Annotated in this window: 26 protein-coding genes; 8 read left to right on the top strand and 18 right to left on the bottom strand. The window is 43.1% G+C overall.

The features are described 5' to 3' along the window. Nucleotides 1-18: 18 nt before the first annotated feature. The 3 genes from NST58_RS13905 to NST58_RS13895 all read right to left on the bottom strand — a co-directional run bounded on the left by NST58_RS13905 (nucleotide 19) and on the right by NST58_RS13895 (nucleotide 3,294). Nucleotides 19-882: a carbohydrate ABC transporter permease gene (locus NST58_RS13905; protein ID WP_038570403.1), complete on the bottom strand. Its 864-nt coding sequence runs from the start codon at nucleotides 880-882 to the stop codon at nucleotides 19-21. Then, nucleotides 879-1,832, bottom strand: a complete 954-nt coding sequence (locus tag NST58_RS13900) for a sugar ABC transporter permease (RefSeq protein WP_036686279.1) — start codon at nucleotides 1,830-1,832, stop codon at nucleotides 879-881. Before NST58_RS13900 ends, NST58_RS13905 begins: the two co-directional genes overlap by 4 nt. Before the next feature lie 103 nt (nucleotides 1,833-1,935). Beyond that, nucleotides 1,936-3,294 (bottom strand): extracellular solute-binding protein, encoded by a 1,359-nt coding sequence (locus NST58_RS13895; RefSeq protein ID WP_339248398.1) that lies wholly within the window; start codon nucleotides 3,292-3,294, stop codon nucleotides 1,936-1,938. Nucleotides 3,295-3,564: 270 nt separating this feature from the next. Between NST58_RS13895 and NST58_RS13890 the strand changes: the two genes are divergently transcribed. Further along, nucleotides 3,565-3,777, top strand: a complete 213-nt coding sequence (locus NST58_RS13890) for a hypothetical protein (RefSeq protein WP_076125931.1) — start codon at nucleotides 3,565-3,567, stop codon at nucleotides 3,775-3,777. A gap of 78 nt (nucleotides 3,778-3,855) precedes the next feature. Here NST58_RS13890 and NST58_RS13885 read toward each other — a convergent pair whose 3' ends face one another. From NST58_RS13885 to NST58_RS13870, 4 genes are all read right to left on the bottom strand, one after another. Continuing rightward, nucleotides 3,856-4,017, bottom strand: coding sequence for a hypothetical protein (locus NST58_RS13885; RefSeq protein WP_172628809.1), 162 nt, complete (start codon nucleotides 4,015-4,017; stop codon nucleotides 3,856-3,858). A 144-nt stretch (nucleotides 4,018-4,161) separates the two neighbouring features. Beyond that, on the bottom strand, nucleotides 4,162-5,055 hold the full coding sequence (locus tag NST58_RS13880; RefSeq protein WP_339248396.1) for a polysaccharide deacetylase family protein: 894 nt from the start codon (nucleotides 5,053-5,055) through the stop codon (nucleotides 4,162-4,164). Nucleotides 5,056-5,193: 138 nt separating this feature from the next. After that, nucleotides 5,194-5,787, bottom strand: coding sequence for a TIGR00730 family Rossman fold protein (locus tag NST58_RS13875; protein WP_076125930.1), 594 nt, complete (start codon nucleotides 5,785-5,787; stop codon nucleotides 5,194-5,196). 89 nt (nucleotides 5,788-5,876) lie between these two features. Next, nucleotides 5,877-7,436, bottom strand: a complete 1,560-nt coding sequence (locus NST58_RS13870) for a hypothetical protein (protein WP_339248394.1) — start codon at nucleotides 7,434-7,436, stop codon at nucleotides 5,877-5,879. A 194-nt stretch (nucleotides 7,437-7,630) separates the two neighbouring features. Between NST58_RS13870 and NST58_RS13865 the strand changes: the two genes are divergently transcribed. Beyond that, nucleotides 7,631-8,302 (top strand): tetratricopeptide repeat protein, encoded by a 672-nt coding sequence (locus NST58_RS13865; protein ID WP_076183453.1) that lies wholly within the window; start codon nucleotides 7,631-7,633, stop codon nucleotides 8,300-8,302. A gap of 85 nt (nucleotides 8,303-8,387) precedes the next feature. Here NST58_RS13865 and NST58_RS13860 read toward each other — a convergent pair whose 3' ends face one another. The 5 genes from NST58_RS13860 to rpiA all read right to left on the bottom strand — a co-directional run bounded on the left by NST58_RS13860 (nucleotide 8,388) and on the right by rpiA (nucleotide 13,770). Beyond that, nucleotides 8,388-11,549, bottom strand: a complete 3,162-nt coding sequence (locus tag NST58_RS13860; protein ID WP_339248391.1) for an MMPL family transporter — start codon at nucleotides 11,547-11,549, stop codon at nucleotides 8,388-8,390. Continuing rightward, complete coding sequence (locus NST58_RS13855) at nucleotides 11,546-12,001, bottom strand: MarR family transcriptional regulator (protein ID WP_038570382.1); 456 nt, start codon at nucleotides 11,999-12,001, stop codon at nucleotides 11,546-11,548. The genes NST58_RS13860 and NST58_RS13855 overlap by 4 nt, the downstream gene beginning before the upstream one ends. A 171-nt stretch (nucleotides 12,002-12,172) precedes the next feature. Then, nucleotides 12,173-12,613, bottom strand: a complete 441-nt coding sequence (locus tag NST58_RS13850) for a GNAT family N-acetyltransferase (RefSeq protein WP_076125920.1) — start codon at nucleotides 12,611-12,613, stop codon at nucleotides 12,173-12,175. A gap of 3 nt (nucleotides 12,614-12,616) precedes the next feature. Then, nucleotides 12,617-13,093 carry a VanZ family protein gene (locus tag NST58_RS13845; protein WP_081387717.1) on the bottom strand — a complete coding sequence of 159 codons (477 nt, stop codon included), beginning with the start codon at nucleotides 13,091-13,093 and terminating at the stop codon, nucleotides 12,617-12,619. Continuing rightward, nucleotides 13,090-13,770 (bottom strand): ribose-5-phosphate isomerase RpiA, encoded by a 681-nt coding sequence (rpiA, locus tag NST58_RS13840; RefSeq protein WP_139330165.1) that lies wholly within the window; start codon nucleotides 13,768-13,770, stop codon nucleotides 13,090-13,092. Before rpiA ends, NST58_RS13845 begins: the two co-directional genes overlap by 4 nt. Before the next feature lie 81 nt (nucleotides 13,771-13,851). Here rpiA and NST58_RS13835 point away from each other — a divergent pair, with 81 nt between their 5' ends. Next, nucleotides 13,852-14,049 (top strand): hypothetical protein, encoded by a 198-nt coding sequence (locus NST58_RS13835; RefSeq protein ID WP_076183447.1) that lies wholly within the window; start codon nucleotides 13,852-13,854, stop codon nucleotides 14,047-14,049. A 151-nt stretch (nucleotides 14,050-14,200) separates the two neighbouring features. Here the strand turns inward: NST58_RS13835 and NST58_RS13830 are convergent, their stop codons facing one another. Next, a complete protein-coding gene (locus tag NST58_RS13830; protein ID WP_339248384.1) occupies nucleotides 14,201-14,656 on the bottom strand; it encodes a hypothetical protein in 456 nt (151 codons plus the stop codon). Nucleotides 14,657-14,887: 231 nt separating this feature from the next. On the opposite strand from NST58_RS13830, the gene fsa reads away from it, so the two are divergent. Beyond that, nucleotides 14,888-15,535, top strand: a complete 648-nt coding sequence (fsa, locus tag NST58_RS13825) for a fructose-6-phosphate aldolase (RefSeq protein WP_036686257.1) — start codon at nucleotides 14,888-14,890, stop codon at nucleotides 15,533-15,535. Between the two features lie 56 nt (nucleotides 15,536-15,591). Here fsa and NST58_RS13820 read toward each other — a convergent pair whose 3' ends face one another. The 3 genes from NST58_RS13820 to NST58_RS13810 all read right to left on the bottom strand — a co-directional run bounded on the left by NST58_RS13820 (nucleotide 15,592) and on the right by NST58_RS13810 (nucleotide 20,652). After that, nucleotides 15,592-16,905: an MFS transporter gene (locus NST58_RS13820; RefSeq protein ID WP_339248383.1), complete on the bottom strand. Its 1,314-nt coding sequence runs from the start codon at nucleotides 16,903-16,905 to the stop codon at nucleotides 15,592-15,594. Nucleotides 16,906-17,037: 132 nt separating this feature from the next. Continuing rightward, entirely contained in the window at nucleotides 17,038-19,389 is a 2,352-nt protein-coding gene (helD, locus tag NST58_RS13815; RefSeq protein ID WP_076125914.1) for an RNA polymerase recycling motor HelD, read from the bottom strand. Nucleotides 19,390-19,608: 219 nt separating this feature from the next. After that, nucleotides 19,609-20,652, bottom strand: a complete 1,044-nt coding sequence (locus NST58_RS13810; RefSeq protein WP_076125912.1) for an aromatic acid exporter family protein — start codon at nucleotides 20,650-20,652, stop codon at nucleotides 19,609-19,611. Between the two features lie 184 nt (nucleotides 20,653-20,836). On the opposite strand from NST58_RS13810, the gene NST58_RS13805 reads away from it, so the two are divergent. Beyond that, nucleotides 20,837-21,340, top strand: a complete 504-nt coding sequence (locus NST58_RS13805; protein ID WP_339248378.1) for a hypothetical protein — start codon at nucleotides 20,837-20,839, stop codon at nucleotides 21,338-21,340. A gap of 68 nt (nucleotides 21,341-21,408) precedes the next feature. On the opposite strand, the gene NST58_RS13800 is transcribed toward NST58_RS13805, so the two are convergent. Beyond that, a complete protein-coding gene (locus tag NST58_RS13800; protein WP_076125909.1) occupies nucleotides 21,409-22,050 on the bottom strand; it encodes a phosphatase PAP2 family protein in 642 nt (213 codons plus the stop codon). A 111-nt stretch (nucleotides 22,051-22,161) separates the two neighbouring features. On the opposite strand from NST58_RS13800, the gene hfq reads away from it, so the two are divergent. Then, a complete protein-coding gene (gene hfq, locus NST58_RS13795; protein ID WP_036686247.1) occupies nucleotides 22,162-22,383 on the top strand; it encodes an RNA chaperone Hfq in 222 nt (73 codons plus the stop codon). Between the two features lie 136 nt (nucleotides 22,384-22,519). Here hfq and NST58_RS13790 read toward each other — a convergent pair whose 3' ends face one another. Further along, a complete protein-coding gene (locus NST58_RS13790; protein WP_076217722.1) occupies nucleotides 22,520-23,626 on the bottom strand; it encodes a lactonase family protein in 1,107 nt (368 codons plus the stop codon). Between the two features lie 207 nt (nucleotides 23,627-23,833). On the opposite strand from NST58_RS13790, the gene NST58_RS13785 reads away from it, so the two are divergent. After that, nucleotides 23,834-24,169, top strand: a complete 336-nt coding sequence (locus NST58_RS13785; RefSeq protein ID WP_036686243.1) for a hypothetical protein — start codon at nucleotides 23,834-23,836, stop codon at nucleotides 24,167-24,169. Nucleotides 24,170-24,354: 185 nt separating this feature from the next. After that, nucleotides 24,355-25,512 carry a peptidylprolyl isomerase gene (locus NST58_RS13780; RefSeq protein WP_076125905.1) on the top strand — a complete coding sequence of 386 codons (1,158 nt, stop codon included), beginning with the start codon at nucleotides 24,355-24,357 and terminating at the stop codon, nucleotides 25,510-25,512. Nucleotides 25,513-25,557: the final 45 nt, after the last annotated feature.

Below are 25,557 nucleotides of genomic sequence, written 5' to 3'. Positions count from 1 at the left end.
AAAGATCAAAAAGTAAGATCAGCTCTTAATAGCTCCTGAAGTAAGTCCAGCAATCACCCAGCGGCTAAATAACAGGAATACAATCAGCAGTGGCAAGGTTGCCGTAAACGTTGCTGACATGATCATTCCGTAGTCTAGACCATCGCGATTGGAGAACAGCTGCTGGAGCGCAATCTGAATTGTGAAATGCTCTTGATTCTTCAGTACCACTAAAGGCCAGAAGAAGTCATTCCAAACGGTCATAAAATTCAGTATACCTAGTGTAGCCATAGCTGGAGTAATGACCGGGATAGCGATGTTCCAGAAGATCCGGAAATGTCCGCCGCCATCGATCCGACCTGCTTCAATCAATTCCGTATGTACAGCTGTAGTGATATACTGCCGCATCCAGAAGATCCCGAAGGCATTAACCATCGCCGGAACAATAAGTGCCTTGAAAGAGTCTATCCAGTGGAGCTTGGCCATAATTACGTAAGTAGGTAATACACCAAGCTGCTGTGGCACAAATAATGTAGCAATTACAAAGTAGAACAGAAAATTTTTAAACGGAAATTCATATTTGGCAAAGGCATAACCTGCCAGTGTACAGAAAAACACGACTGATATTGTAACCATAGATGAGACAAATAAAGAGTTGCCCAAGGCTTGAAAGAAGTCTGTTTTGTCCAGTACCCGCTGGAAATTCTCAAAAAACTGGTCTCCAACCGTAAGCAAAGGTGGCACATGGAATACTGCGCCTCTGTCATTAGTGCCAACTACAAACATCCAATAAAAAGGAAAGATGGACACGAGCGCACCAACAATCAGCAGCAGATAAAATCCTAACTTGCCGATGATCCCTAGATCATCCGGATCTTTTTTAAATACACGCAGCGTACTCACGCTTTACCCCCTCCCGTATCTCCACCCATGCGATTTGAGACCAGCATATTGAGGACAGAGAAAATAATCGTGACCAGGAACAGCAAGACTGCCGTAGCTGCTGCCGTACCAAAAAATCCGTTGCGGAATGCTTCGCTATACAAATAAGTAACCATAGTGATTCCTTCCTGACGTGTAGATCCAGTTCCCGCTTGGCCCAAAAATACATAAGGCTCAGTGAACAGCTGCAAGGCACCTATAGTTGAAAGCAAGGTAACAAATACAATGAATGGCTTCAATAGCGGTAACGTTATAAAGGTTAGCTGTTGTCTTCTGTTCGCACCGTCAATACGTGCCGCTTCATATAGATCCGTAGGGATACTTTGCAAGCCTGATAGAAAAATAATGGCATTATACCCCGTCCAGCGCCACATAACCATCGTAGAAATGGCGATTTTAACGCCCCACCAGCCAGAGTTGAAGGCCATACTATCCAGTCCCAAGCCGTTTAGAATCCAGTTGATCATTCCGTTGTTGCCAAACAGTGTACTGAACACGAGCGTAACCGCAACGATAGACGTAATATTAGGCATAAAAAATAAAACCCGGAACGTCTTCTTAAAGCGAGTCATCGCCGAATTCAACAAAACAGCAATCAATAGAGCTAGTAATATCTGTGGAACAGTACCCATAAGCCCCATAATTAACGTGTTGCTAAAAGAAATCCAAAAGGTCGGATCACTTGTGACCAGATCGTAGTTTTTCCACCCTACAAATTTCATAGGATTCAGGGCATCCCATTTGAAGAACGAGAGATAGATCGTGAAAAAGATCGGATATAGTCCAAATATCGAGAACAGAATAAAAAAGGGCGAAATAAACGTGTAAGCAGTGATGCGGCTCCTTCTTTGTTCAGTTAAAAAGCGGCGCTTGCTCTCGGCATGCGGACTTGAAATAACAGGTTGTGCCATGTCACACCTCCAGGTAATCTAACGTGTAAATCCGAATTCACAGAGACTGTTTCACTCTATGAATCCGGACCTTCTAGAAATTGAATTTCATAAGCTTGAAATCTTAGCTGCGTTCAGCCAATGTTTTCGCTTGTTTTACTGCTTCGTCCCATTCTTTTGTCGGATCTGCTTTTTTCTCCAACACATTTTTCAATGCGTTTTTGAAGAAGGTATCGGTTTGGTCATGAAGTGGACCGTAGTATACAGGTTTTACCCGGTTTGCTGCTTTACCGAATTCTACAGCGGTTTGTTGTCCACCGAAGAAATCATCTTTGAAATCTACGAATGCAGGATCTTCATACAGGGCAGGAATGGAAGGCATAAGGCCTTTGGTTTTGAAAGATTCCAGTTGGTTTTCCTTGTTATCCATCCATGCGATAAAGTCATAAGCTTCTTTCGAGTGTTTGCCTTCTTTTGGCAGCGTCAGAAACGAGCCACCCCAGTTACCAGCACCTTCAGGAAGCTGAGCAATTTTCCATTTGCCAGAGGAGTCTGGAGCATTACTCTTAACATTTCCCGCCATCCAAGCTGGTCCCATAACTACTGCAAATGAACCGTCGTTCATGCCTTGACCCCATTCAGGAGACCAGAGCATAACATTGCTGATCCAGCCTTCTTGAATACCTTTAACCGTGAAATCATAAGCTTTTTTGACTTGCGGATTGGTATCTCCGATAAAGCTGCCATCAGCTTTGCTGAAATAGATTTCATCAGCAGATTGATCACGCAAAGCATTAAAGGTAAGATCCGTAAGGTCTACAAATGGTTTGCCTGTTTTCTCTTTGAAAGCTTTGGCAACAGCTGCGAACTTATCCCAAGTATCAATAGCAGCGCCGAATCCTTCTGAATCACTTGGCAGTCCAGCTTCTTCAGCCAAATCTGTGCGGTAATATACAACCGTTGGGCCGATATCTGTTGGAAGACCTAGCTGGAAGCTGCCATCTACGGAAGAAGCTTGTTTCCATTTCCAATCCAGATAGTTGGCTTGAATATCTTTGGCACCCAGATCATTCAGGTTATAGAACTTGTCCTGAGCGTTGATGAAACGTTCCATGAAACCGATTTCAAGTTGGAAAATATCAGGCGCACCCGATCCAGCCGACAAAGCAGTGGTCAAATTATTATGGTGAGCGGTTTGGTCACCGGTATTTTGCACTTTGATCGTAATGTTTGGATGTTCCTTAGTGTACTCCTTCGCTAAATCCTCGTAGTTCACGTTGCCCAGCGTCCAGAAAGAAAGTTCGATTTTCTCAGCCGGTTCTGTCCCCTCATCCTTAGTAGGTTCACTTGTGCTTGCTGCTTTATTACCTGCATTTTTGTTTGATGTGTTGTTGTTCTCGGCGTTGTTGCCTCCGCATGCTGCCAGTGAACCTACGAGCATGATAGCGACTAACGATAGCGCCAAGTGTTTTACTTTATTCATTCCCCTGTACCCCTTTCAAAGGTTTCTCTTACAAGAATTAGTGTACAGGGTTTAAATTCTTTTTTTGAGGAGGTAAACTTCCGATTTATGGTGGAAATAATTACGAAACCATTCATATCTATGTTATGTCTAAGGAGGGAGTATAAAATTTCTTCCAAATATGTTCCTCACAGAATACTTGTACTTCATCTTAAATTGGATTTCTTGTGCTTCCGCAGGTATACTATTTTTATTTCTTACTTCATTACATGATCAAAGGAGTTATTACCCATGCCCATTAACCGCCCGCTGCTAAGCGACAGCGATTTCCAAGAAGCCGTTGACCGCAAATTACCTGTTCGTGTATTTCAGGACGATCATTTAGTAAATTCAGGAGCAACCGTTGTCCGCTTCACTGATTTCGATGTTGTTATTCAATCTAGAGTTAGTGATCTGACTTACTACTCTCGCAAGAGCTGCGAATTTTTTGAGGTCAGACCCTAAAGAAAGCCGGAATGCAATGATCTCTAGGATCATCGCGTTCCGGCTTTCTTTAACAGACATAGGGTATAGCTTTCATCTTTAATTTTTGTTGTAGGTGCTGTACGCTTTCATTTTCTCATTCAGAACTTCCTGGAAACTCATTCTCTTCTTGTCTGCTTTTCCTTGCTTGGGATTGACCACGGGCTGAGGTCTAAAAAACTGATGATTGTAAGCCATAAGATTATGTACGATCACATTCATTGGATTTCAACCTCCTTCCGTGATGTTCCTGAAATTTGCATTTCTGCTTGGTTACTTACGGCTTATTTACCCAGCTTCTCCAAAGTTTAAACAGTTTTATCAGATTCATATTAAAAAATGAAAAAGTGCAGCTTTTAGAATATGCTAAATACATCTTTGTAAATCACGTATGTCTTTCCACGAAATAAGTTTAATCTCCTTATTAATAATCAATTCCTTAATTTCAATATCATTTAGAAGACGATATTCCAATTCTCTTTCTGTATAACATTTCGTTATTGCTATTAATTGATCTGTTATTTTAGATGGATGTATAGTTAACTGTGTTATTCCATGTTTTAAATTCTTTAACAATTCAGTTAATCTCATTTTCATTTTGCTATATTCCGCAGCAGGGTAAAAACAGTAAGGAAGAGAAATTATATCATCGATTAATAAAATCCCCCTTTCTTTTGCTGAAGAAATTCTTTTTTGAAACAATCTCAACTGATCATTATTAAAAAAGGGTTGTTCTAATATCCTAATAGGTAAATTAAAGGGCAGGCGGTACTTTTCACACAAATCAAATATTATTTCTATAAAATCTCGCCCAGTGTATAACCCCATGATACTCCCCCCATGACTATCCAGATGAGTTGGATCAATGTCTTGTACGATTGCACTTTGGATTTGCGATTCTAACTCTAATCTAATCTCGTCATCAGCAGCGTTTCTTTCCAGAAGAGTGGCATCTTGATGAAAATACCCTTCCCCCGTAATTAAGCTACTCAAGATTTTTTCTTTGAATACTGGTTGATACGGATATTTCTCGCCACTCGTTAGCGTTAGATGAATTCCAATATTCTTTATTCCTTTCCAATTAATTATCTTTATAGCGTCATTTGAGTCTGGGCAAGGCATCATAATAGATGTGGATGTTATAGCTTGTCCTTCAAATAAGTTAACAATAGCTTCATTAGTTCCTTTAGTTATTCCGAAATCGTCGGCATTAATTATTAACAGACGGTCGTCAGCCGCAAAGCCTAATTTTCGAATCATAAACCTTCCCCCTATTACTAAATGATTTTACAAAAAGAAAAAAAATAAGAACGTAGACACCGTGAAGTGTTTGCGTCCTTATTTTGAATAGCGTGCTAAACCAATTATTCGCACCTTAGAGCAGTGGAAACCTTGAATCTAGCGCTGAGACGGGAACCTTGCTTTCCCCTTCTCATCATTATTATGATCCACTCGCCCTCTCATCAGTTCAAGCAGATATTCGGGTTCTGAGTTCATATGCAGCATTTGAAGTGCAGTTTTTGGTGCAAAACCTTCAGCCACACTATGTGAGATCAGGGCTTGCAGTGGATTAAAATAACCTCGAACATTCAGCAGCCCTATAGGCTTCTGATGAATACCAATCTGCATCCAGCACAGAATTTCAAATAGCTCATCGAAGGTTCCAAGACCTCCCGGCAAAGCAATAAAAGCATCCGCCATACCGCTCATTACCGCCTTACGTTCATGCATACTAGAGACCTCAATCAGATTCGTCAATCCGGAGTGTCTGATTTCATCTTGAAAAAGATCCACTGGCATAATTCCTACAGCTTCGCCGCCATTCGCAAGTACTCCGTCCGCAACCTGTCCCATAAGGCCATTCCGCGAACCTCCATAGACCAACCTACAGCCTTGTGCCGCTATATGATAACCTAATTCCCTAGCCATTTCCGTATATTCAGAGTTAAGACCTGGATTCGATCCGGCAAACACACATATTGTAAAAGCCATTCCTATCACTCCAGACTGGTTATTATGGTGAAATTGAGATTAATTCACTTATTGTACCTCAGAATATTAATATATGTGTTAAATGAAAGTCATCTTTTTGTTTGTAATGTTAATTGGTACAGCGTACTATTCCACTCCGCAGATAGACCTGTAGCTTTGGCCAAAGCCGCTGCTGGCACTAGAGAAGTATAGCTTACTTTAATGGATTCTGCTGATGGTAATGAAATTTTCTTCCCAGCTTTCGTCAACGTCAGTTCCCCCTCCAAAGACAGGGTATATCCCAGACTTTCTGCTACATCCCTAATCGGTACTTTTACACTTCCATCCATAAAAATAGCAGACTGTGCGGAATCCATTTTTTGACCATCTACAATTACAGTAACAGGCTTTAAAATAGGAGATATAGCAAAAGGACGTGAATCAACCGCGCTAATTCCGAGTTGACCAAACCTATTTGTTCCCCAAGCCACAGCTGTTCCATCCTTCAGGACTGCATACTTACTATTCTCACCCATGGCAAAAGAAACAGGATCACTCAATCCTTTTATTAACTTAGGCTGCGTAAAAACTAAACGGTTGTCGGTTGATGGTTGGGTACTCCAAGTCCACACGGTGCCATCTTTTTTAACAGCTGCAAAGTTGTCTAAATCCAGCGTAAGTTTTGAGATCGTTTTTACGGCTGTAATCTTTTGCAGACCTTGTAGTGAGGTACCAGCTTTCCATACCCAGTATTCTCCTTTTTTATTGCCAACAAGATTGAACCCGTTTTTCGTCTGGACAGATACAATATCCGTAAGACCTGGCATCTTGCTCATCGTGACTTCGTTATAATTATTGCTGTCAATTGTTCCCCAGACGCTCCCGCTCTCGGTTAAAGCCAGTATACTGCGATCGCTTATAGAGACGGACTTTACATGGTATAAATCCTTAACTGGGGTCGGTTTCTTCATCACATTCGTGTTCTCTGTTTGCGGGATAGCACTCCAAATCCACAGGGTACCGTTAGTTCGAATGGCGGCATGATAAATACTGCTTCCGATCCACTTCACTTCGCTTAAACCCTGTACCTTAGTGGCAGCAGGCAGCTCTGTATAGCCCACATCTGAAGCTTCTGGAGGATTCCACTGGAGTAGACTTCCATCGTTTCTCAAAGCTAATGCACTATGCAATCCTGACGATATACTAACCACATCACTCATTCCTGAGATCCCTTGAGGAAGCAGAACCTTGTATTGTTTAGCACTTGCCCCATTGCCAGCTTCTGCTACACTCTTATCCCGATAATCTCCCCAAGCCTTAACCGTACCGTCTTCGTTCAGCGCTACATAGTACGCTTCGCCGATCGCCAGCTGTTTCGTATGTTCAAGCCCAGCTATTCTATGGGGAGTAATCGTCCAACCCTCAGGCCCGGCAGTACCATTAGCAAATTGACCAAAAACATTACTCCCCCAGGACCAAACATTTCCGTCAGTTCCCACCGCAAAAGAGCTTCCACCCCAAAAACCAGGCGAAGCAACAATCTCCTTAATCCCACCCAACTTCCCAGGTGATGGAGCTGCACTTATAACTTGAGGGACAGACAATGCAGTCAGCAGACTTGAACAAACCAACAAACTAAACAGCCTTAGCTTCCTTGAAAATAAGTGCATCTTGATTTTCCCTTCTTATGATATTATTGTAATTATTATTTCTATTACACTAAGACGCTATAAAGCTGACAAAAGTTGTAGTTTATCTTAAATCCCGGGATTCAGATTGGTTTGAATTATGATATAATTACGCTGCCTTAGATCTGCTCTTATTCAACCGCAATACCGGAACCAAATGATCATGGAGGGAAATCATGCTTAAATTTATAGGTATTATGATGCTTTTCAGATTAGTGGGCAACCCTTTTCTGGCTTTATTCATCCTGCTTGTTATCTTGTATTTCTTAGATCGGCGATACGTGGGAATCTTCCCTAGTATAACAAAGCCCTTCAAACGGGTGCGGCAAATCTCCAAGCTGCGCACAACAGTATCTTTGAATCCAAATGATGTTTCTGCAAAATTTGATTTAGCCCGGAATCTGTCAGAACGTAAAAAATACAAGGAAGCCAAGGATATCCTGCTACAGATCGAAGACCGTTACGAACAATCTGCCGAATATTGGGTAGAGCTGGGTCATGTGAATCTTAAGCTGGGCGCTTTGGAAGAAGGCGAAGATCAGATGCTTCGAGGTCTAGAAATCAACCGAAAAGCCCAATATGGTCAGCCATATCTTCGGTTAGCGGAAACCTTCCGCCATACAGATCACGATAAAGCGTTGCATTACGTTACTCAATTTCAAGAGATTCAGTCTTCCTCTAGTGAAGCCTATTATTTAGCCGGCTCCATGTACAAAGCATTGGGCAGAACTGAGGATGCTAAACGTGCTTTCGACGAATCCACCGCCATCTACCGTTCGCTACCCAAATATAAAAAACGGCAAGAACGCGGCTGGGCGTTACGTAGCTTTTTTGCCAAAATGAAATAAACTTTGTACTTATATTTTCACAAAAAAACCTCTAGCCGCCTATTTATTTAGGCAAACACTAGAGGTTTTTTGCTGTGTAGAGTGATTACATGTTTACATCTTGTTTAGTGGGTTCTCCACTTTGTTTGACCGCAAATGGCCACCAGTTCCCACGGCCGAAGATCCGTACCATAACAGGAACAAAAAACGGCAAGAAGATTAGTGCATATAAGGCCAATCCTACAAGCACCACTGTTGCAATCTGCATCATCGACAATACGCCTGAAGGGTACATCGATGCGAAGGTGCCGCCCAAAATAACTACCGCCGAAAGAATGACTGTTCCCATATTGCGCATGGCATGCAGGATCGCTTCCCGTACATCCCAAGTTTTATATTCGTTAAAGCGGGCCATTAAGAAAATACTATAATCTACACCAAGCGCAATCAGCATAACAAAGCTGAAGAATGGCGTTGTCCAGGTAATCCCTTCAAAGTGCAGAAGGTGAACAAATATAGCCTCTGTAACACCCAATGCTGAAAAATAAGTAATCAAAAGAGAAATAATAAGGTAAATCGGCATTACGATTGAACGAAGCAGCAACACCAAGATAATGAAGATCCCACCCAGCATCAAGATTACTGTACGTGTGTAGTCTTCGTTGGAAATATTACGCAAATCGTTCTGGCTGCTTGTAACCCCGCTGATTGCAGACTCTGCATTTTCCAGCTTCGTACCTTTCACTGCACGATCTACTGCTGCTTGAATATCATCAACACTGTCAATAGCTTCTGAACTATATGGATTCTCAGTGAATACTACATCCAGCGTCATTACCTTACGGTCGTCAGACAAGTAGGTATTAAATACCTGCTCTATACCTTCAGCTTCAAGAGCCTCAGCCGGTACAAAGAATCCACTCAGCTCATCATCCTTAGCCGCTTGAATCTGATTCAAATAATCTTGTGCAGAGCCCAGCCCACTGGTAATTTGTTTCAAGCCGTTTGCACTGTCGCTTAAACCAGTAGTTAAGGCTCCTATCTGCCCAGTTAATTGACCAAAACCATCCGCAAGCTGCTGCTGTCCGCCTTGCAATTGATCTAGTCCACTAGTAATGGATGGAATTTTATCTACGATCTGTCCTTGGCCTGCTGCGGCCTGCTCCAGCCCAGATTGCAGCTGACCGATGCCCGCAACAAGCTTAGCTAAACCTTGTGCGAGTGCGGTTTGCCCTGCCGAAGCTTTGGCATAGCCAGCATTCGCCTCATTTAAGCCAGCTGCTGCTCCTTTAAGCTGCTCTGAGATCTGCCCGAGACCCGCTGCCAGCTGTGCTGCCCCAGTACCACTCTGCGTTACGGTGCCTTTAATGGTCAGGTAATTAACATCCTGCAGAATTTCCGGATAACTGCTCTCAAGACCATTAAAAGAACCATCCAGTCCCTTCAACGCTTCTGCCACACCTTGCAGCTGCTGCGGAAGCTGCCCAAGCCCTTGATTCAGCGCAGTTAAACCGCTGCCGATTTTTTTATATCCCTCCAGCAGCTTCGTATTGGCATCCGCAAGCTGCTTGGCACTAGCAGCTGCCTGTTGAAGTCCTGCTTTGATTTCTCCTGCACCAGCTGAGCCGCTTTTTATTCCGCTCTCAATACGTGCCAGCCCATCGCCTAACGCGACGATTCCATCTTTCAGTTCTGCTGTGCCTTCCGTCAGCTTAGCGCTGCCTTGAGCAGCCTCTGTAAGCTTAGGTGCATTTTCACTCAGCTGTTTACTAGCTTCGGACAATCCCGTTTGAATCTTGGTCAGTCCCTCACTGGTCTGATCCAGACCGTCAGATAAAGTCCCCACCTGATTCGGGATTAAGAAATCACTGATCAGCTCTCCGGTTGGACGAGACATGCTGCGCACTGATTTTACGCTGTCCACTTTTTCCAGCTCGCGGCTGATTTTTTCTGCAAGTCCAAGATATTCTGAAGTATCCATCCGGTCATCATTTTTGATTACGATCTTGCCAGGCATGGATTCACCCGGCCCGAAGCTATCCGAAATGATGTTAAATCCTTTTACCGAGGCATATTCCGAGCCAATTTCCTCCAAGCTGTTGAAGGACAGCTTTCCGCTATAGGTAACAAGGAACGGAGCTACGATTACTGCAACAATTAGCAGCGCGGCCCATGGTCTTTTTAAGGAAAAAGAACCTGCTGCTCCCCAAATACGGCTCTCACTGTGCTCCAGCTTCCCGCGTGAAGGCCAGAAGAGCTTTTTGCCAAGTACCGCCATGAAGAATGGAACAATGGTTACAAGCGCCAGCAGCATAACCGCAATCCCCACGGCAACGGCTACCGCCGAGCGATACAGAATGAATTTGGATAATCCAATCGCTACAAAACCTACGAATACCGCAAGTCCGGAATAGAACACCGTTCCCCCAGCCTTACGGTAGGTTGCAATAATAGCACTTTTGGTATCTTCTGCTGTCATCATTTCTTCTTTAAAACGACTAATTAACAGGATACAATAATCCGTACCAATCCCGAACATGACCGCAACCATAAAGATTTGAGTAAATGTAGATAATGGAAAATCATAACGGTCCACTAAAAAAGCCACAACGGACTGAGAAACAATATAGCTGAGTCCTACCGTCAGTAGCGGAACAAACGGTGCCACGAACGAACGGAATACCACGAACAGGATAAGTAAAATAAAGACTACCGTAATATATTCCGATTTCTTAAGCCCGGCTTCCGAGCTAGCAATCATATCCTCAGTAATCAAACCCTCACTGGTTAAATAATGATCCGCCTTAACATCTGTGAGTAATTCATCCACTTTATCAGGAAGTGCGGTGACAGACTCTCCTCCGCCCTTGATAGACAACGCCACCATTATCGTCTTGCCATCCTTGGCAATCAACGTTTCCTTAAGCTCACTTTGTGAAAAAGGATCGGTGATGGAATCGATCTGCAGCGTCTCCTTATTCGCAGCCAACTTCTCAACGCCCTGCTGGATACTAGCTGTTTCATCGGCTCCGATTCCCTCTGGATTATTGAATACAAGAGCTACCTGATGCAGGGTCTCTCCGCCCTTATCATTCGCCGCTTCCTTTAAGATTTCTGCCGCTCTAGATGAGGAATAGCCATCAGGTACAGTAACCTGCCCCTTCTCACGTACAAGATCAGAGAACGAAGGGGCCGTCATGACCAAAACTACGGCCACAGCGAGCCAGATTGCGATAACCGCCCATCTTGCTTTTAGAATCGTCTTCATGGATTCTTCCCTCCATCATCATTCTGAATTAAATTCGCCAGCTTCTCGAACATCATGACGAACATTTCAATATCCTTCTCTTCAAAATGAAACAAATACGGGGAAATCACTTCATGTACCTGCGTCTCCGCTGCTTCAAAAACTTTTTTTCCGTGCTCAGACATCGACAAATACACCTGGCGGCGATCATTCTCGTCACGAGTTCGCTCGATTATACCCGCTTGCACCAATCTGTTAATGATTGCAGTAATGGAGCTTTTACCCACGCAAAAAGATTCAGCAAGATATGTAGACGTACATTGTTCCTGAGCATTAATCAACCGAAGAATTTGATACTGATCATTCGTTGTCTCCGCAGCAATACTATCTTTAATTCTTGCTGCTACTTGTCTTGTCACAATCAAATAAGCATCCATGTAGCGATTGATCCAATGTTGCACTTCGTTATCCAAAGCTTCCTACCTCCAAAATATAGTTCAACTATCGAACAGTTTCATTGTCAAACTATAATACCTGCTTTTATAAAAGTCAATTGGCTTTTTTTCGGGCATTTAAAGGCAAAACGCAAAAAAAACAGGCCGAGATTCCTCTCGACCTGCCATTTTATGACCTTCAAAGACTTTTTAGTCCTCATCCTCGGTCTCTTCAACTTCGTATACACATCTTAACATTTCAATTCCGGCTTCATTCTCTCCTAAGCTGTACACCATGAACCCTAGACTGCGATAAAAATCTGCGGCGATTTCATCCTCAGTCTCAGCTACCAGATAACGCGGCTGACGAGTAGCGAGCAGCTCCAGAATCATTCCCCGTGCATAACCTTTCCCTCTATTCTCTGGCAAGACGGCAATATGCCGAATGTCCAAAGAACCGTCTTCGGTTTCTTCGAAACCTACAAGACCAAGCAGGAGTTCTTCTTCTTCCCAGCCATATAACTGCAGCCCGGCTTGTTCGCTGTACTCAGACGATGTCTGCTCCAACGCGTTGGGGTCATCAATGACCGCATACGTCAACAGCTCGTTCACCTCAGGCGAACCAATAAGGGATTTAAGATCTACCAACATTGTTCACATTCCTCCTTCTCTGTTGCTTCTGTACCCGATTCGAAACATACAGTAACCTGTCCATATCCCTAACATGTTTAACAATAGATCATCAATATCAAAGCTTCCGACATGCAGCAGCATTTGCAGAGACTCCAAAAGCAGGATGCAAGGAACAGCATATAAAGAGATTCTTTTCCAAGAAATTGGCCGTGTCTTTGCAAGTGGAATTAGTATACCAAATGGAATAAACACAACAACATTTCCAAGCAGATTCACAAACCGGCTGATCAGCGATAACCCGTTATTCATGTCGAAATAAAGTGACACCGTACGTAATGGAATCAAATTGTACTGAAGCGGGCCACCTGTATGGATCTCACGCCCAAAACCGATGAACATCCAATAGATAACAGTAGCACTATACAGAGTCAGCCCTATCCGTGTCAATGCTCTCAGCTTCCGTAAACTGCTGGATTCTCCAGATCTACGAATGATCAATTGCCCGGTTTAGCTTCTATAATTTCAATACTTCCATCTTTTTTACCCACAATAGCCATTGCTGCAATTCCAATAAATAAGCCGTGTTCCACAACTCCCGGAATACTTTGGATGGTCAGTGCCAGCTTCGGTGCGGACTCAATGACTTCGAACCGGCAGTCTGCGATGTAATTGCCGTTATCTGTCTTGTACAGCTCTTCTCCGCTACGACGCAATTCAGGATTGCAACCCAGCTTGGCAAGTTCAGCCACAGTCCATTCCCATGCAAAAGGAACAATTTCCACAGGCAGCGGGAATTTGCCAAGTGTGTTTACCACTTTACTCTCATCAGCAATAACGATCATACGAGTACTGTTACTCGCAACAATCTTCTCCCGAAGCAGCGCGCCGCCGCCGCCTTTAATAAGCTGTAGACTACTATCCAGCTCGTCCGCTCCGTCAATGGTCAGGTCCAGACTATCAATATCTCCAAAAGCTACGATTGGAATCCCAAGTTCACGCGCCTGTTCTTCGGAAGCACGGGAGGTTGCTACAGCGGTAATTTTTAGACCTTCACTGACGCGCTCACCAAGCTTGTTGATCGCCCAATAGGCTGTAGATCCAGTGCCTAGGCCGATCTTCATGCCATCTTTTACAAATTCCACTGCTTTTTCCGCGGCTAATTGTTTAACATTGATACTCATTTTATTACCCCCATGTTATCCGTTATAATGATCTATGATGATGTTGAAATCACCTATTGTTCAGGAGGATTCCGGATGAGAACCGAAAACCAAATTCAATCTAAAATCAACGAATTGACACTGCAGCGCAGATCTCTGGAATCAAGATTAGCTTCATTAACAGAGAACAGCCCACAGCAAGATAACCTGCAAGCTCAGCTCACTAGAGTTGAAGATATGGTCATGATGCTGGAATGGGTGCTTAATGCACCCGTAGGGAGATATCATGCCTAAGGCTGACTGCCATCCATTATTTTACCAATCAATGTGCCGGTAGCTGTGTTTAACATAAAACGCGATTGCTTCCGGCTGTTTGATTCTTTTTTATATCCAAATTTGTATTATGCTTTGCGCAGAGCAAAAAATCAATATTTTTCACCCTACTCTATGTATATTGTAAATTCACTGCATCCTCTAGATTGAGAATCATCTCTTTTTCTGTGTGATTAGCCGTCCTGTGTAAGTAGGCTTTATGCTCTGAATACGCATCCAAAGGCATTGGTCTACTAATCTTGTCAAGCATATTACGCTCGACATCAGCCAATAAGTAATCCCCTTTTCCCGCTGCAACTCTGCACAAAATAATCAAAGCTACAGGCTTGTTCACAACAACCGCTCCATTCGACCGCGCAAATACAGTGTATTGAAATAACGGAATGGCCTCAGGTTCTTCAACACCAGCTGCACTAGATTGGTCAAAGATAGAATACATAAGGGAAGGATCACTTGATGAAGTACCGAGTTTCTTCTGATTAGACACCAACTTGCTGTTTTGGTAGGTAAGGAATCCCGCTGCTGCCAGCACAAGCACAAGTAAAATCACCAATATCGCATACATCATCCCATCCCCACCTCCCACTCCAAAATAACAATTCCGGTTATATATTATCATGGAGGGAGGCCTAAGCCAATCTTATATTATCTGAAATTCAGCGCATACAGGTAATACTGATTCTATAAAGTTATTTTGAAATATTCAAAATAACAGTTGAAACTTTGATTTGCATGTCTCATAATGTAAATATGAATGTTGCTTGTCAATCCATATGGAAATCAAGGGAGGAAATTTAAAATGAAGTTTTTCTTGGATACCGGAAACATTGAAGAAATCAAACGTATTACTCGCCTAGGACTAGTGGATGGCGTAACGACTAACCCTTCGCTGATCGCTAAAGAAGGAAGATTGTTCAAGGATGTTATCAAAGAAATCGTTGCAATCGTTCCAGGACCTGTAAGCGCAGAAGTAATCGGACTTACAGCAGAAGAAATGCTTAAAGAAGCATACGAAATTGCTGAATGGGCTCCAAACGTTGTAATTAAACTCCCTATGACTGAAGATGGCTTGGAAGCTTGTTATGAGCTTACTAAAAAAGGCATCAAAACTAACGTTACACTAGTATTTTCCGCGGCTCAAGGTTTGATGGCTGCTAAAGCAGGCGCAACTTATATCTCTCCTTTCGTAGGTCGTCTGGATGATATCGGTGTTGACGGAATGAAGCTGATCAAGGATCTGAAGACTATCCTGACTAACTACAACTTGAAATCCGAGATCATTGCAGCAAGTATCCGCAACATTGCTCATGTTGAGCAAGCAGCTATTGCTGGTGCACACATCGCTACAATCCCAGGTTCACTTCTGCCAACCCTCTGGAAGCACCCGCTGACAGATAACGGTATTGAACGTTTCTTGAAGGATTGGGAATCTGTTCCACAAGCCTAAGAATATCTTTTATTCTTTTATCAAGAGGGCTATCCCACAAGCTGCGGCTACGCAGCTTAGGGATAGCCCTTTTTTCCATCCAGAGACATTGAGGAGGTTTGGCGAACACGTTTCGGCCAGATCGAAGGAATTATCTTCTCTTTGTCTTTAACGCCTGGCTCCCCCTTTTCCCCCTTACTCGGAGTTACTGCAAACAAGGTCAGCAATCCACCAATTGCCCCTACTGTAGCCATCAACGCAAACAAGACCCAATGCCCGCTGCTTAGCAGCAACGATACCACCGGTGGCCCCAACGCTACCCCTATAAACCTCATACTACTATAAAGAGCGGTGATTGTGCCGCTGTTCTCCTTCTCAATCCCCTCCGTGATTAAAGCATCCATACAGGGAAGTACAATTCCGATTCCAACACAGCCTAAACCCATAAACCCTACTAAAAAATAAATGCCTTTGTTGAATCCCGCACAAATCATCGCCGCAGTCAGTAACACCATGCCCCCAAAGCCCAGCCATTTCATTAGCGTTTTATTCTGACCAATGATCTTTCCTGTTCCATAGGAGGACAGACATAAGAGGGCAAGCGGTATCGCCAGCACAAACCCCTTCGTCGCTCCGTGCATTTTATATTTAGTTTCCAGCATTTCTGATAAATAGAATTGGACACCAAAGGTCACAAACATACAGATGCCGCCTATGGCAAAAATAGCGTACAACCAACGTCCCTTTTTACGTAAAACGCTCACAATTCCAGATAAAAACGCCCGAAGTTCCTGTTTCTCAGGTTCATCCTTTGCTTCGGGTTTTCGGACCAGAAATAAGACTAACAAAAATGAAATTAGACATAGAATGGGAATTGCAATAAAAGGAGCAAACCAGAGCCATATCCCAAGATAGGCACCAAGAATTGGACTGAGTACTTTACCAAACGTATTGGAGGTCTCAATGATTCCCAGACTTTTGCTCACATCTTCTTCTTCCTTGAACAAATCGCCTACAAAGGGGATTACAATTGGAAAAGCACCCGCTGCACCAATTCCTTGCAACAGACGCCCCGCTAAGATCACCCAATAAGCGCTAACCCCCTTCATAAACCAAGCAGCCACCACGCAGACAGCACCGCCAATTGCGGCAATGATTAAACTCGGAAGAATAACCTTCTTTCGCCCAAAACGGTCTGACAGATAACCTGCAATAGGGATCATTACAATTGCCATCAATCCATACACGGTAATCAGCATACTGACTTGAAAAGCGCTAATGCCGAGTTCTTTGGAGATCTGCGGCAGAATAGGCAGCAGCATGGAGTTACCGAGGGTCATTATTAGTGGGATTGATGCTAAGGCAAGCAGATCCCATTTTCTTTCCTTCATGAACTGACCACCTTTGTCATTGTGTACAACATTCTTTATTGTGGTTTGTTCGCCCTTCTTTATTCATGAAAACAAAAAGACCGTCCCTCCGCTGCTGCGGAAAGGACGATCTTAAAATGAAGAAATCTATGCTTACAGCGACCCGGCGCTTAAAGATGCCACATTAGCGGACGGTATAAAATGGCTAGGTTCACCCAGACTAAAAATGTGCAGCAAGTGCATAGCCCGAGTGCACGCCGTATAAAACAATTTGCGTTCACTTTCTCTGCCATATTGTTCAGCCGAGCCATCATAGATGACGACCGCATCAAACTCCACGCCTTTGGCTAAATAAGCAGGCAGAACCAGTGTCCCCTTCTGAAAATTCGGTGTTTCCTTTGTAACAAGTCTCACCGGCAGGCTACGATTCAGTTCAGCATGAACCCTTGCGCTTTCCTCCGCTGTTTTGCAGATGACCGCCACATAATGATATCCCTCAGAATGCAGCTTGCGGATATCCTGTTCCACAGCATTCAGAAGCTCCTTCTCGCTGGATACCACACTTATCTGGGGTTCTTCTCCCCGCCGATTAAAAGGTACGATTCGTTCTCCTCCAGGGATCATTGACCGCGTAAACTCCACGATCTCATAAGTTGAACGGTAGCTTTGGGTTAACGAGATCACTTCTGTGTTCTCTTCACCATATATACTTACGAGACTAGACAAATCCCCCAGTACCTCACCTTGCGCATAAATGGCCTGGTTCAGGTCCCCTAATACGGTCATTTTTGCTCTTGGAAATAAACGCCGCATGAACTCTAATTGGAATGGAGAATAGTCTTGTACCTCATCTACAATCACATGACGGATCAGTGTGTTGGTCCGGAAACCTTGGCTTAACTCCTTCAGATAAAGGAATGGCGTAGCATCCTCATAAGCAAGCTCGTTCACTCCAATGGATTCCAATGTCTGCTCACAGATATCATCCCACACCTCTGGTAAAGGATAATCTCCATTGAGGCGCGCCATAAGCTCGCGATCTGTAAATAACGTGCTGTACAAGCCCTTAACGTCCACAAATCGACCCCGTTTAGTCCAACCACGCAGTGGTTTGAGCCGCTGGCTGACTACATAACGAGATAACACTTCTTTTTCCGTATCAAAATCATCAAAGCTATCCTGCGAAGCTTTCTTCTTCCGACGCAACATCTGATATGCACGGTGATAATCGCTGGAATCCAGCAGCTCGATCTGATCTTCGACCCACTTCGCATTTCTTTCCTCATGAGTAAAATCTGCAATCTTCTTAAGCAGCCAGCGGATCATCAAATCCACACGATTTGCAAGCTTTATGGCAGGATCGTACGCGTAGAACTGGCGTTCCATTTCTTCTTTACTGACCACTGCTTTCCCTTGAAACATTAAAGGTTTAAAAAGCATACCCTCCTGTTCCAATAACGTAGCATACCGCCGAATCACATCGAGGAAAGGTACGGACGATTTATAGGCAATGCCTTCTCTGCGTATAGCCACCTCAGGACCCTCAGGAGCATTAAGTAAACTTTCGGTCTGACTAAAGACATCTTCCAGCAGGAATTCATGTCCAAGACGATGTTCTAAATACATTTGGAACGTTGTTTGCTGCATATTTTCTTCGCCTAGCTCCGGGAGCACTGTAGATACATAGCTGTTAAACAGCGGATTCGGTGAGAACAGCAGCATTTGATCTGCTGATAATACTTCACGGTATTTATATAGAAGATAAGCTACCCGCTGCAATGCAGCAGAGGTTTTTCCGCTTCCCGCTGCTCCTTGCACAACTAGCATCCGGCTTTTGTCGTTGCGGATTATCGCATTTTGCTCTTTTTGAATTGTAGCAACAATACTTTTCATTCGATCGTCAGCGCTATGACTTAGCACCTGCTGCAGCAGCTCATCCCCGATCGTAACCCCAGTGTCAAACATAACTTCAATTACACCGTCAGCAATAACAAACTGGCGTTTAAGATTCATTGTTCCGGAGACTAATCCTCCAGGTGTTTCATAAGCTGCAGGACCTGGTGCCCCGTCATAATACAGACTGGAGATAGGCGCACGCCAGTCATAGATCAAAAAGGTGCCATCATCCTCCATCAAAGATCCAATCCCTAGATAAATCTTTTCCAGCCCGCCCGTTGGTTCCTCTGTGAAATCAATTCGGCCAAAGTAAGGAGAGACAACCAGCTTTTTATATTTTTTCAGCGCCTTGCTTGATTGCAAATGATGACGTTCCCGTTCATTTAGGATTTGGGACTGTTGGCGAAGACTTGTTGAGGTTTCTCCCAAATCATCCGGGCTACTGAAGTTTACGGTTACCTCTTCCCAGAAGTCTTTCCGCATATCCACTACATCACTGCGATGAAGTCCAAGCTCCTCTGATAAATTGCGAATATGGGCGGACAAAAGCTTGGTTACTCCGTCAACCCGTTCCTGTTCCTCTTTCCACTGACTTTCATTGTTATCCACTACATTTCATCCCCTTTTGGAAGGTTGACATTCCATTTGAATCATGATATGATAAATTTGCATATTTATGTTTTTAAATGCATACTCATTCGATATCTTATCATTTTAGCAATTTCAGTTTGAGATTTCAAGTATTCTCTTAAATAGATGATCCGGTCCCTGTGGAACCGGATTTTTTGCTGTTACAAAGCTTATATGTTGCTCTTCACAAGGTTATGTTTAGGCTTCATGCACAGATTCTTTATCCTCCGCTATACGATTCATCTGATCGGCCACTTTATCTAAGCGCTCCAATTGATATCCGTAATCATAAATTGCAGCAGCCACAACATATAAACGCAGCTGACCTATTTTCTCTGCATTATACCCCAAAATCGCGGTATTCAGGAATTCATCATTGTCTTCTCCCAAGGGTTCGGATTCATTGGCATTGGGCTTTAATTTGTCTTCAAACTTAAGTAAGATGTGCTGATGATATTTGATTAAATGTTCCAAATGATTATCAAATAGAGCATCTGTATGTTCGGTCCGATCCGCCTGGAAATAATGCCGATCTACGGCCTCGAGAACATCGTAACCTTTTTGCAAAGAAGCTAACAGGTTCTTATACACAACCATTTGTCTAGTCTGGCTATACTTGGCCCGTTTTAACTGCTTCTGCTCCTCCTCAAATAATGCATACTTATCAGCCAACGATTTTATGGATGAATGCAAAGCATTTTTTTCATCACGAAATACACTTTCCTTCATCTCATGAGAAACCGCTGTTCTCAGCAATAAAGAGAGGCTTGAAAAAACATTCTCAATTTGCTTAATGTATTGCTTACGAGGTTTTGGAGGAACGACAATAATATTGATTAGAAATGCAGAAACAATACCTGTCAAAGTTAATAAAAAACGATTAAGTGCGAATTGCCATTCACCCGAAGCCTCCATCACTGTTATTACAGTAACTAACGTAAGACTTATCGTATCCGCCCGGTTGATTTTCATACTGATCATAATGACTAGAATACAGACCAAACCGACTGCTATTGGGCTGTTGGATAACAGCATCCCTCCGAGTAAAGCCAGAACGGCCCCCATTGTACTAGTCGTGAGCTGGTCAAGAAAATAACGCCAAGAGCGATAAATAGAGGGCTGCATAGCGAAAATCGCCGCAATCCCTGCACCCACGGCAGAAGGAAATTGAAGCATTACAGCTAAATACAGGGCTAGCGTAACGGCCAAACCTGTTTTAAATATGCGAGCTCCTAAAGCCAAACCTATCCCTCCTAAAAATTAGCCCACGCTACAATATGAACATCAGCGAACCCTCGTACTTCTAATTACCCCAGCCTGGAGTTGATGAATTTTAAGAACATTTAAGCTCTCACTCATGTTTCTTTCAGCTTTCAGGGAATACTAATTCGAGTAGTGCCTATCACATAACATACGAGGTGAGTGAATGAATAACAATATCAAAAGATTAATGACTTTCACGACCGTTATTTTTCTCAGCCTGTCTCCAGCTCTTGCGCCAATCGGAAGTGCTTCTGCTGAGAAAGTAACCCCTACAGCCACCGCACCTGGTGCCCATCCTTCAGAGAAAGGTCACGGTCACCATTCAGGAAAAGACGGAAAGGTTAGGGCTGGTGGACATTTCATTATTTTTGAAACGGCTAAACTGCTGGAAATGGATCGTACAGAGCTAATCAATAGCCTGAAAGCAGGCAAAACGCTCCCGCAGCTTGCTCTTGAGAAAAAAGGCTGGACGGAAGATCAATATATTCAGAAGCTCTGCGAATCGGCAAACCAACGGCTGGATCAAGCCATCACCGAAGGACGTCTGACAAAAGATGAAGCCCAAAAGCTTAAAGCAGGACTTCCTGCGATGCTGAAGCAAAGAATAAGCAAAATGGGGCAATTCCAGGATCGCAAAACATCTGAACAACATGTGACGACTCCTTAAACAATCCTCTTACACATAAAGACGGATATCTTCATGCGTTATGAAAGATATCCGTTTTTGTATCTATCCTACTTCTTACGCGAGCTCTTGTAGATTTGAAATAAACAAATGGACAACATCAGCCAAGCGCCACTAGCCATATATCCCCCAATTACGTCACTCGGGTAATGAACACCCAGATAGATACGGCTCCAGCCAATCCCCACGGTCATGAATACGGCGAACATTATTAATAAGACCCGTTCATGCCTCCGCCGCAGATGACGCCACAATAAAAAGGCAATAACACCGTACAAAGAGAATGCTGCCATTGAGTGCCCGCTCGGAAAACTATAACCAATCTCTTCAACAATGCGATGTAAATTCGGACGTTCTCTGTGAAAACATAACTTCATTATTGTATTCAAGAGCTGTGAGCCTAATCCAACCCACAGGAACAAGATTAATTCAAATCGGTGTTTCAGCAAAAAATAGAGCAGTGCCATGGTAACGATAGATAGGCCAATAGCGATCTTAGAGGAACCAATCAGAGATAAACCTTTGGCGAATGAGGTCAACCCCGGTGATTCCGCTGATTGTACCCCATCAATAATATAGTTATCAAAGGTTGATACCTTATTCATACTTACAAGGACAGCTATAACGGCGAAACAAGCAGCAAACCCTAAAAAAAAGCGAAAAGCTCTAGACCAGTTCTGATAATAAAGCATAAATACCTCCATGTCTATTCAGGTGACTGTTGATCTCATTTCCAGTGAGGGACTAACCCATGTTATAATTATTGAGAGAAAAAAATTCACAGAAGATGGAGTGCTGCCAAAGTGGAGAGTTTAAAATTGCAAGAACGATTGTTGAACCAGTTCATTTCCACAAAGGTGCCTGTGACGATTTTTACGACGAATGGTGTGAAAATGCAAGGGCTCGTAACCTCGTACGATGCTTTCACAATCACTTTACAAGGTCAAGGTGATGGCAGGCAAAATGTACTATTCAAATCTGCAGTATCCACTATTGTACCTCTTAAGCCCGTTTCGCTCAAATAGTCTACTCCCTCATTCACCTCATCAACCAGATAATCACAGGCTTTTATTTTCAAAAAAAGGGAACACCGGACTTTATATCCGGTGTTCCCTTTAGCATTTCCCAAGATCACTGATTCACTCTTCAAATGGAGTAACTTTATACAGGAACATTTACGGGCTTCACACATACCGGTTTGGATACTTCAGCTGTATTTCCAGTAAATTCGAGTCGGCCACTTGCCGCTTCTATTGAAAATACAACCAGGTTATTCGCATCACGATTTGCCACGATAAGATAAGCTCCATCTGGTGTCAATGCGAAGTGACGTGGATGTCCCCCACGAGTAGATACATATTCCAGATGTGTAAGCTTAGCAGATGCATTATCCACAGCATACACAGCGATATTATCAGCCCCACGGTTTGAAGCGTACAGATATTTTCCGTCCTTGGAAATGGCGATTTCAGCGCAAGTATTCTCTTCGTTAAAATCATCAGGCAGCGTCGGCACTGTATCTACAGTATGCAGAGTGCCTGCGGCACTGTCATATGTAAACGATGTAATGGTGGAATCCACCTCGTTAATTACATAAGCAGACTTTCCGTCTGGATGAAAAGTGAAGTGGCGTGGTCCCGCTCCTGGATGCAGCGCCGTATCACCATGCACTTCTAGCTTGTTGGTTTCTCTATTGATTCTATAGGCACGAATTAAATCAAGCCCAAGATCAGATACAAACACATACTGCCCGTCCGGACTGAAAATAGCGGAATGGGGATGAGGGCGGTCCTGCCGTTCAGGATGCTGGCCATGACCTGAATGTACGGCCACATCAACTAATTGATCCGCAGCTTTCTCTTCATTTAATTTGATCAAACCAACGCTTCCACCATGATAACTACATACAACAACGTATTCATCATTCAAATCTCTATTGATATGGCAGGTGGTTGTTTGACGGTTGCCAGAAGCAGGCATGGAGGGAATGCGTTTCAGTTCACTCAATTTCCCGTCTTTTGGATCAATGGCAAAGGTAACAACCTCGCCTTCTTTTCCACCCTCACCATTCGGTTTTTCTCCTATAGCATATAGACGTTTTTCAGCGGTATCTACATTAACAAAGGTAGGATTAGTTAAGCCCTGCACCGAATCCAGCAGCTTTAGCGTACCACCTGCAGCTCCATCGAATTCAAACACCTGCACTCCGCTTTCCGCGGCACTTGCATAAGAACCTGTAAACAGCAATAACTTATTCTGCTCATTCATCTCTATATTCCTCCTCAAAAGTATTGCTACTTCACACTCATTAGATGTGATCATCTATATAATCTACAATTTTTAAACGTTAATTACAAACGATAAAGTTAGAAATGTACGAAACAATTCAAAAATGGGTCTTTCCAACGATTAACTGTTGTGATATAATGAAAGCGCTAACATTAGTCTTTTATTCCGTATAAAGGGGGAACATGAATGAGTAGCATCCTGCTGGAAGCCAGAAATGTGTACGAGGACTTCGAGGTGGAAACAGACATTCTGTTCTTTAAGGTCGGGGACCATGATTTGGTCATTTTTCACGGCAGAAACTATAACATAAAAAAGAGAATGACTGCCGAGCAATTAAATCGATTGTTGTCCAATTCAAGTTATTATCATGTGTACGGTGGCTGTTATGTCAACCTGAACAAGATCAGCTCTATCGCAGATGACTGCATTTATTTCGGTGAAATGGGCCTGTATGCTAAAAACGTACGTGTCCCAAGACGAAAACAAGAAAGCATTCGTCATCTTCTGAAAGGACTGAAGTAGACATCTTATTCCCATTAGCCGGAAGGGCATGTTACTGATGCCATTTCCGGCTTTTTGCTTTTTATTAATAGAAACTTAAAAAGATCCTGCCTTTTTTTATACTTTCTTAAGGTTTAGGATTAGGATTTCTGTTAAAGTTGTAAATAGACAAGCAACACCTATATTGAAGGGAGTCATTACTAATAATGGACAAAAAAGATCTGAATGGAAATGAGAACTTAGAAAACAACGGTACCACGGAAGAAGAATTGAACACTTCCGAGATTATCAATGAAGAGGTTGAAGTAGCGCAAGTTGCTGCTGAGGAACCTGTGAATACAACAAAAGCAGACAGTATTCCAGTAATGAACAAAGTCGGTGCGAACAACGCTACGCCACCTACACCTCCGACAGCTCCTAGAAGCAATAAAGCTTGGATGATTGCCTCTATCGTATTAGCTGCAGCACTAATCATTGTTCTGGTCGTCCAAAAAGACGACAGCAAAAAAGCTGTTGCAACAGTAAACGGAACAAAAATCACAAAAGAACAACTTTATGATAAATTGATCGAAGCAGGCGGAGAAAGCACGCTGCAATCTATGATTACAACTGAGCTTGTTGATCAAGAGGCTAAAAAAGCTAACGTAACTGTTACAGATGAAGACATCAACACTGAACTTGAAGATCTTAAAGCACAATTCGGTGGAGAAGCTGCCTTTAATGCTGCTTTGTCCCAAAGCTCAATGACTGTAGACGACTTGAAAAAGCAAATGCCGCTGCAAGTAAAGCTGCGTAAAATCCTTGAGCCACAAGTCACTGTAACGGATGATGAAATCAAAGAATACTATGACACAAATAAAGCTACTTTCAGTGAAGAAGAACAAGTTCGCGCTTCCCACATTCTCGTTGAGACTAAAGAAGAAGCAGATGCAATTCTGAAACAACTGAAAGAAGGCGCAGATTTCGCTACTCTTGCCAAGGAAAAATCCTCTGATACGGGTTCCAAGGATAATGGCGGAGATCTAGACTTCTTCAAACGTGGCGATATGGTAGCTGAATTCTCTGATGTAGCCTTTAAGCTAAAAGTTGGTGAAACCAGTGATGCTGTCAAATCCGATTATGGTTATCACATCATTAAAGTAACCGACCATAAAGATGCTAAAGACTATACACTGGAAGAAAAGAAAGATGAAATTCGTAAAACACTAGTTTCGCAAAAGGTTTCCACTCTGTCCTCCACTTGGATGTCAGAAACAACTGAAAAAGCAAAAATCACGAACACACTTACTGACGCTAAAGAAGATGCAGCTGCAACAGCTGAGCCAACTGCAAGCGCAGCAGCAGGAAATGAATCCACTAAATAATTGTGCCCGTCAAAAAGCAGGACAAGCGTTAATAAACGCTGTCCT

Origin of the sequence: Paenibacillus sp. FSL R10-2796 (assembly GCF_037965315.1) — a bacterium.
Taxonomy (GTDB): Bacteria; Bacillota; Bacilli; order Paenibacillales; family Paenibacillaceae; genus Paenibacillus_AQ; species Paenibacillus_AQ odorifer.
The sequence above is the reverse complement of the archived record's forward strand: the minus strand, read 5'-3'. Positions and strand labels throughout refer to the sequence as shown.

What these genes read in the sequence shown, in the direction of transcription:
- NST58_RS13900 (WP_036686279.1), bottom strand. Translation starts at nt 1,832, where the DNA reads ATGGCACAACCTGTTATTTCAAGTCCGCATGCCGAGAGCAAGCGCCGC.
- NST58_RS13895 (WP_339248398.1), bottom strand. Translation starts at nt 3,294, where the DNA reads ATGAATAAAGTAAAACACTTGGCGCTATCGTTAGTCGCTATCATGCTC.
- NST58_RS13890 (WP_076125931.1), top strand. Translation starts at nt 3,565, where the DNA reads ATGCCCATTAACCGCCCGCTGCTAAGCGACAGCGATTTCCAAGAAGCC.
- NST58_RS13885 (WP_172628809.1), bottom strand. Translation starts at nt 4,017, where the DNA reads ATGAATGTGATCGTACATAATCTTATGGCTTACAATCATCAGTTTTTT.
- NST58_RS13880 (WP_339248396.1), bottom strand. Translation starts at nt 5,055, where the DNA reads ATGATTCGAAAATTAGGCTTTGCGGCTGACGACCGTCTGTTAATAATT.
- NST58_RS13875 (WP_076125930.1), bottom strand. Translation starts at nt 5,787, where the DNA reads ATGGCTTTTACAATATGTGTGTTTGCCGGATCGAATCCAGGTCTTAAC.
- NST58_RS13870 (WP_339248394.1), bottom strand. Translation starts at nt 7,436, where the DNA reads ATGCACTTATTTTCAAGGAAGCTAAGGCTGTTTAGTTTGTTGGTTTGT.
- NST58_RS13865 (WP_076183453.1), top strand. Translation starts at nt 7,631, where the DNA reads ATGCTTAAATTTATAGGTATTATGATGCTTTTCAGATTAGTGGGCAAC.
- NST58_RS13860 (WP_339248391.1), bottom strand. Translation starts at nt 11,549, where the DNA reads ATGAAGACGATTCTAAAAGCAAGATGGGCGGTTATCGCAATCTGGCTC.
- NST58_RS13850 (WP_076125920.1), bottom strand. Translation starts at nt 12,613, where the DNA reads ATGTTGGTAGATCTTAAATCCCTTATTGGTTCGCCTGAGGTGAACGAG.
- NST58_RS13835 (WP_076183447.1), top strand. Translation starts at nt 13,852, where the DNA reads ATGAGAACCGAAAACCAAATTCAATCTAAAATCAACGAATTGACACTG.
- NST58_RS13830 (WP_339248384.1), bottom strand. Translation starts at nt 14,656, where the DNA reads ATGATGTATGCGATATTGGTGATTTTACTTGTGCTTGTGCTGGCAGCA.
- fsa (WP_036686257.1), top strand. Translation starts at nt 14,888, where the DNA reads ATGAAGTTTTTCTTGGATACCGGAAACATTGAAGAAATCAAACGTATT.
- NST58_RS13820 (WP_339248383.1), bottom strand. Translation starts at nt 16,905, where the DNA reads ATGAAGGAAAGAAAATGGGATCTGCTTGCCTTAGCATCAATCCCACTA.
- NST58_RS13805 (WP_339248378.1), top strand. Translation starts at nt 20,837, where the DNA reads ATGAATAACAATATCAAAAGATTAATGACTTTCACGACCGTTATTTTT.
- NST58_RS13800 (WP_076125909.1), bottom strand. Translation starts at nt 22,050, where the DNA reads ATGCTTTATTATCAGAACTGGTCTAGAGCTTTTCGCTTTTTTTTAGGG.
- NST58_RS13790 (WP_076217722.1), bottom strand. Translation starts at nt 23,626, where the DNA reads ATGAATGAGCAGAATAAGTTATTGCTGTTTACAGGTTCTTATGCAAGT.
- NST58_RS13785 (WP_036686243.1), top strand. Translation starts at nt 23,834, where the DNA reads ATGAGTAGCATCCTGCTGGAAGCCAGAAATGTGTACGAGGACTTCGAG.
- NST58_RS13780 (WP_076125905.1), top strand. Translation starts at nt 24,355, where the DNA reads ATGGACAAAAAAGATCTGAATGGAAATGAGAACTTAGAAAACAACGGT.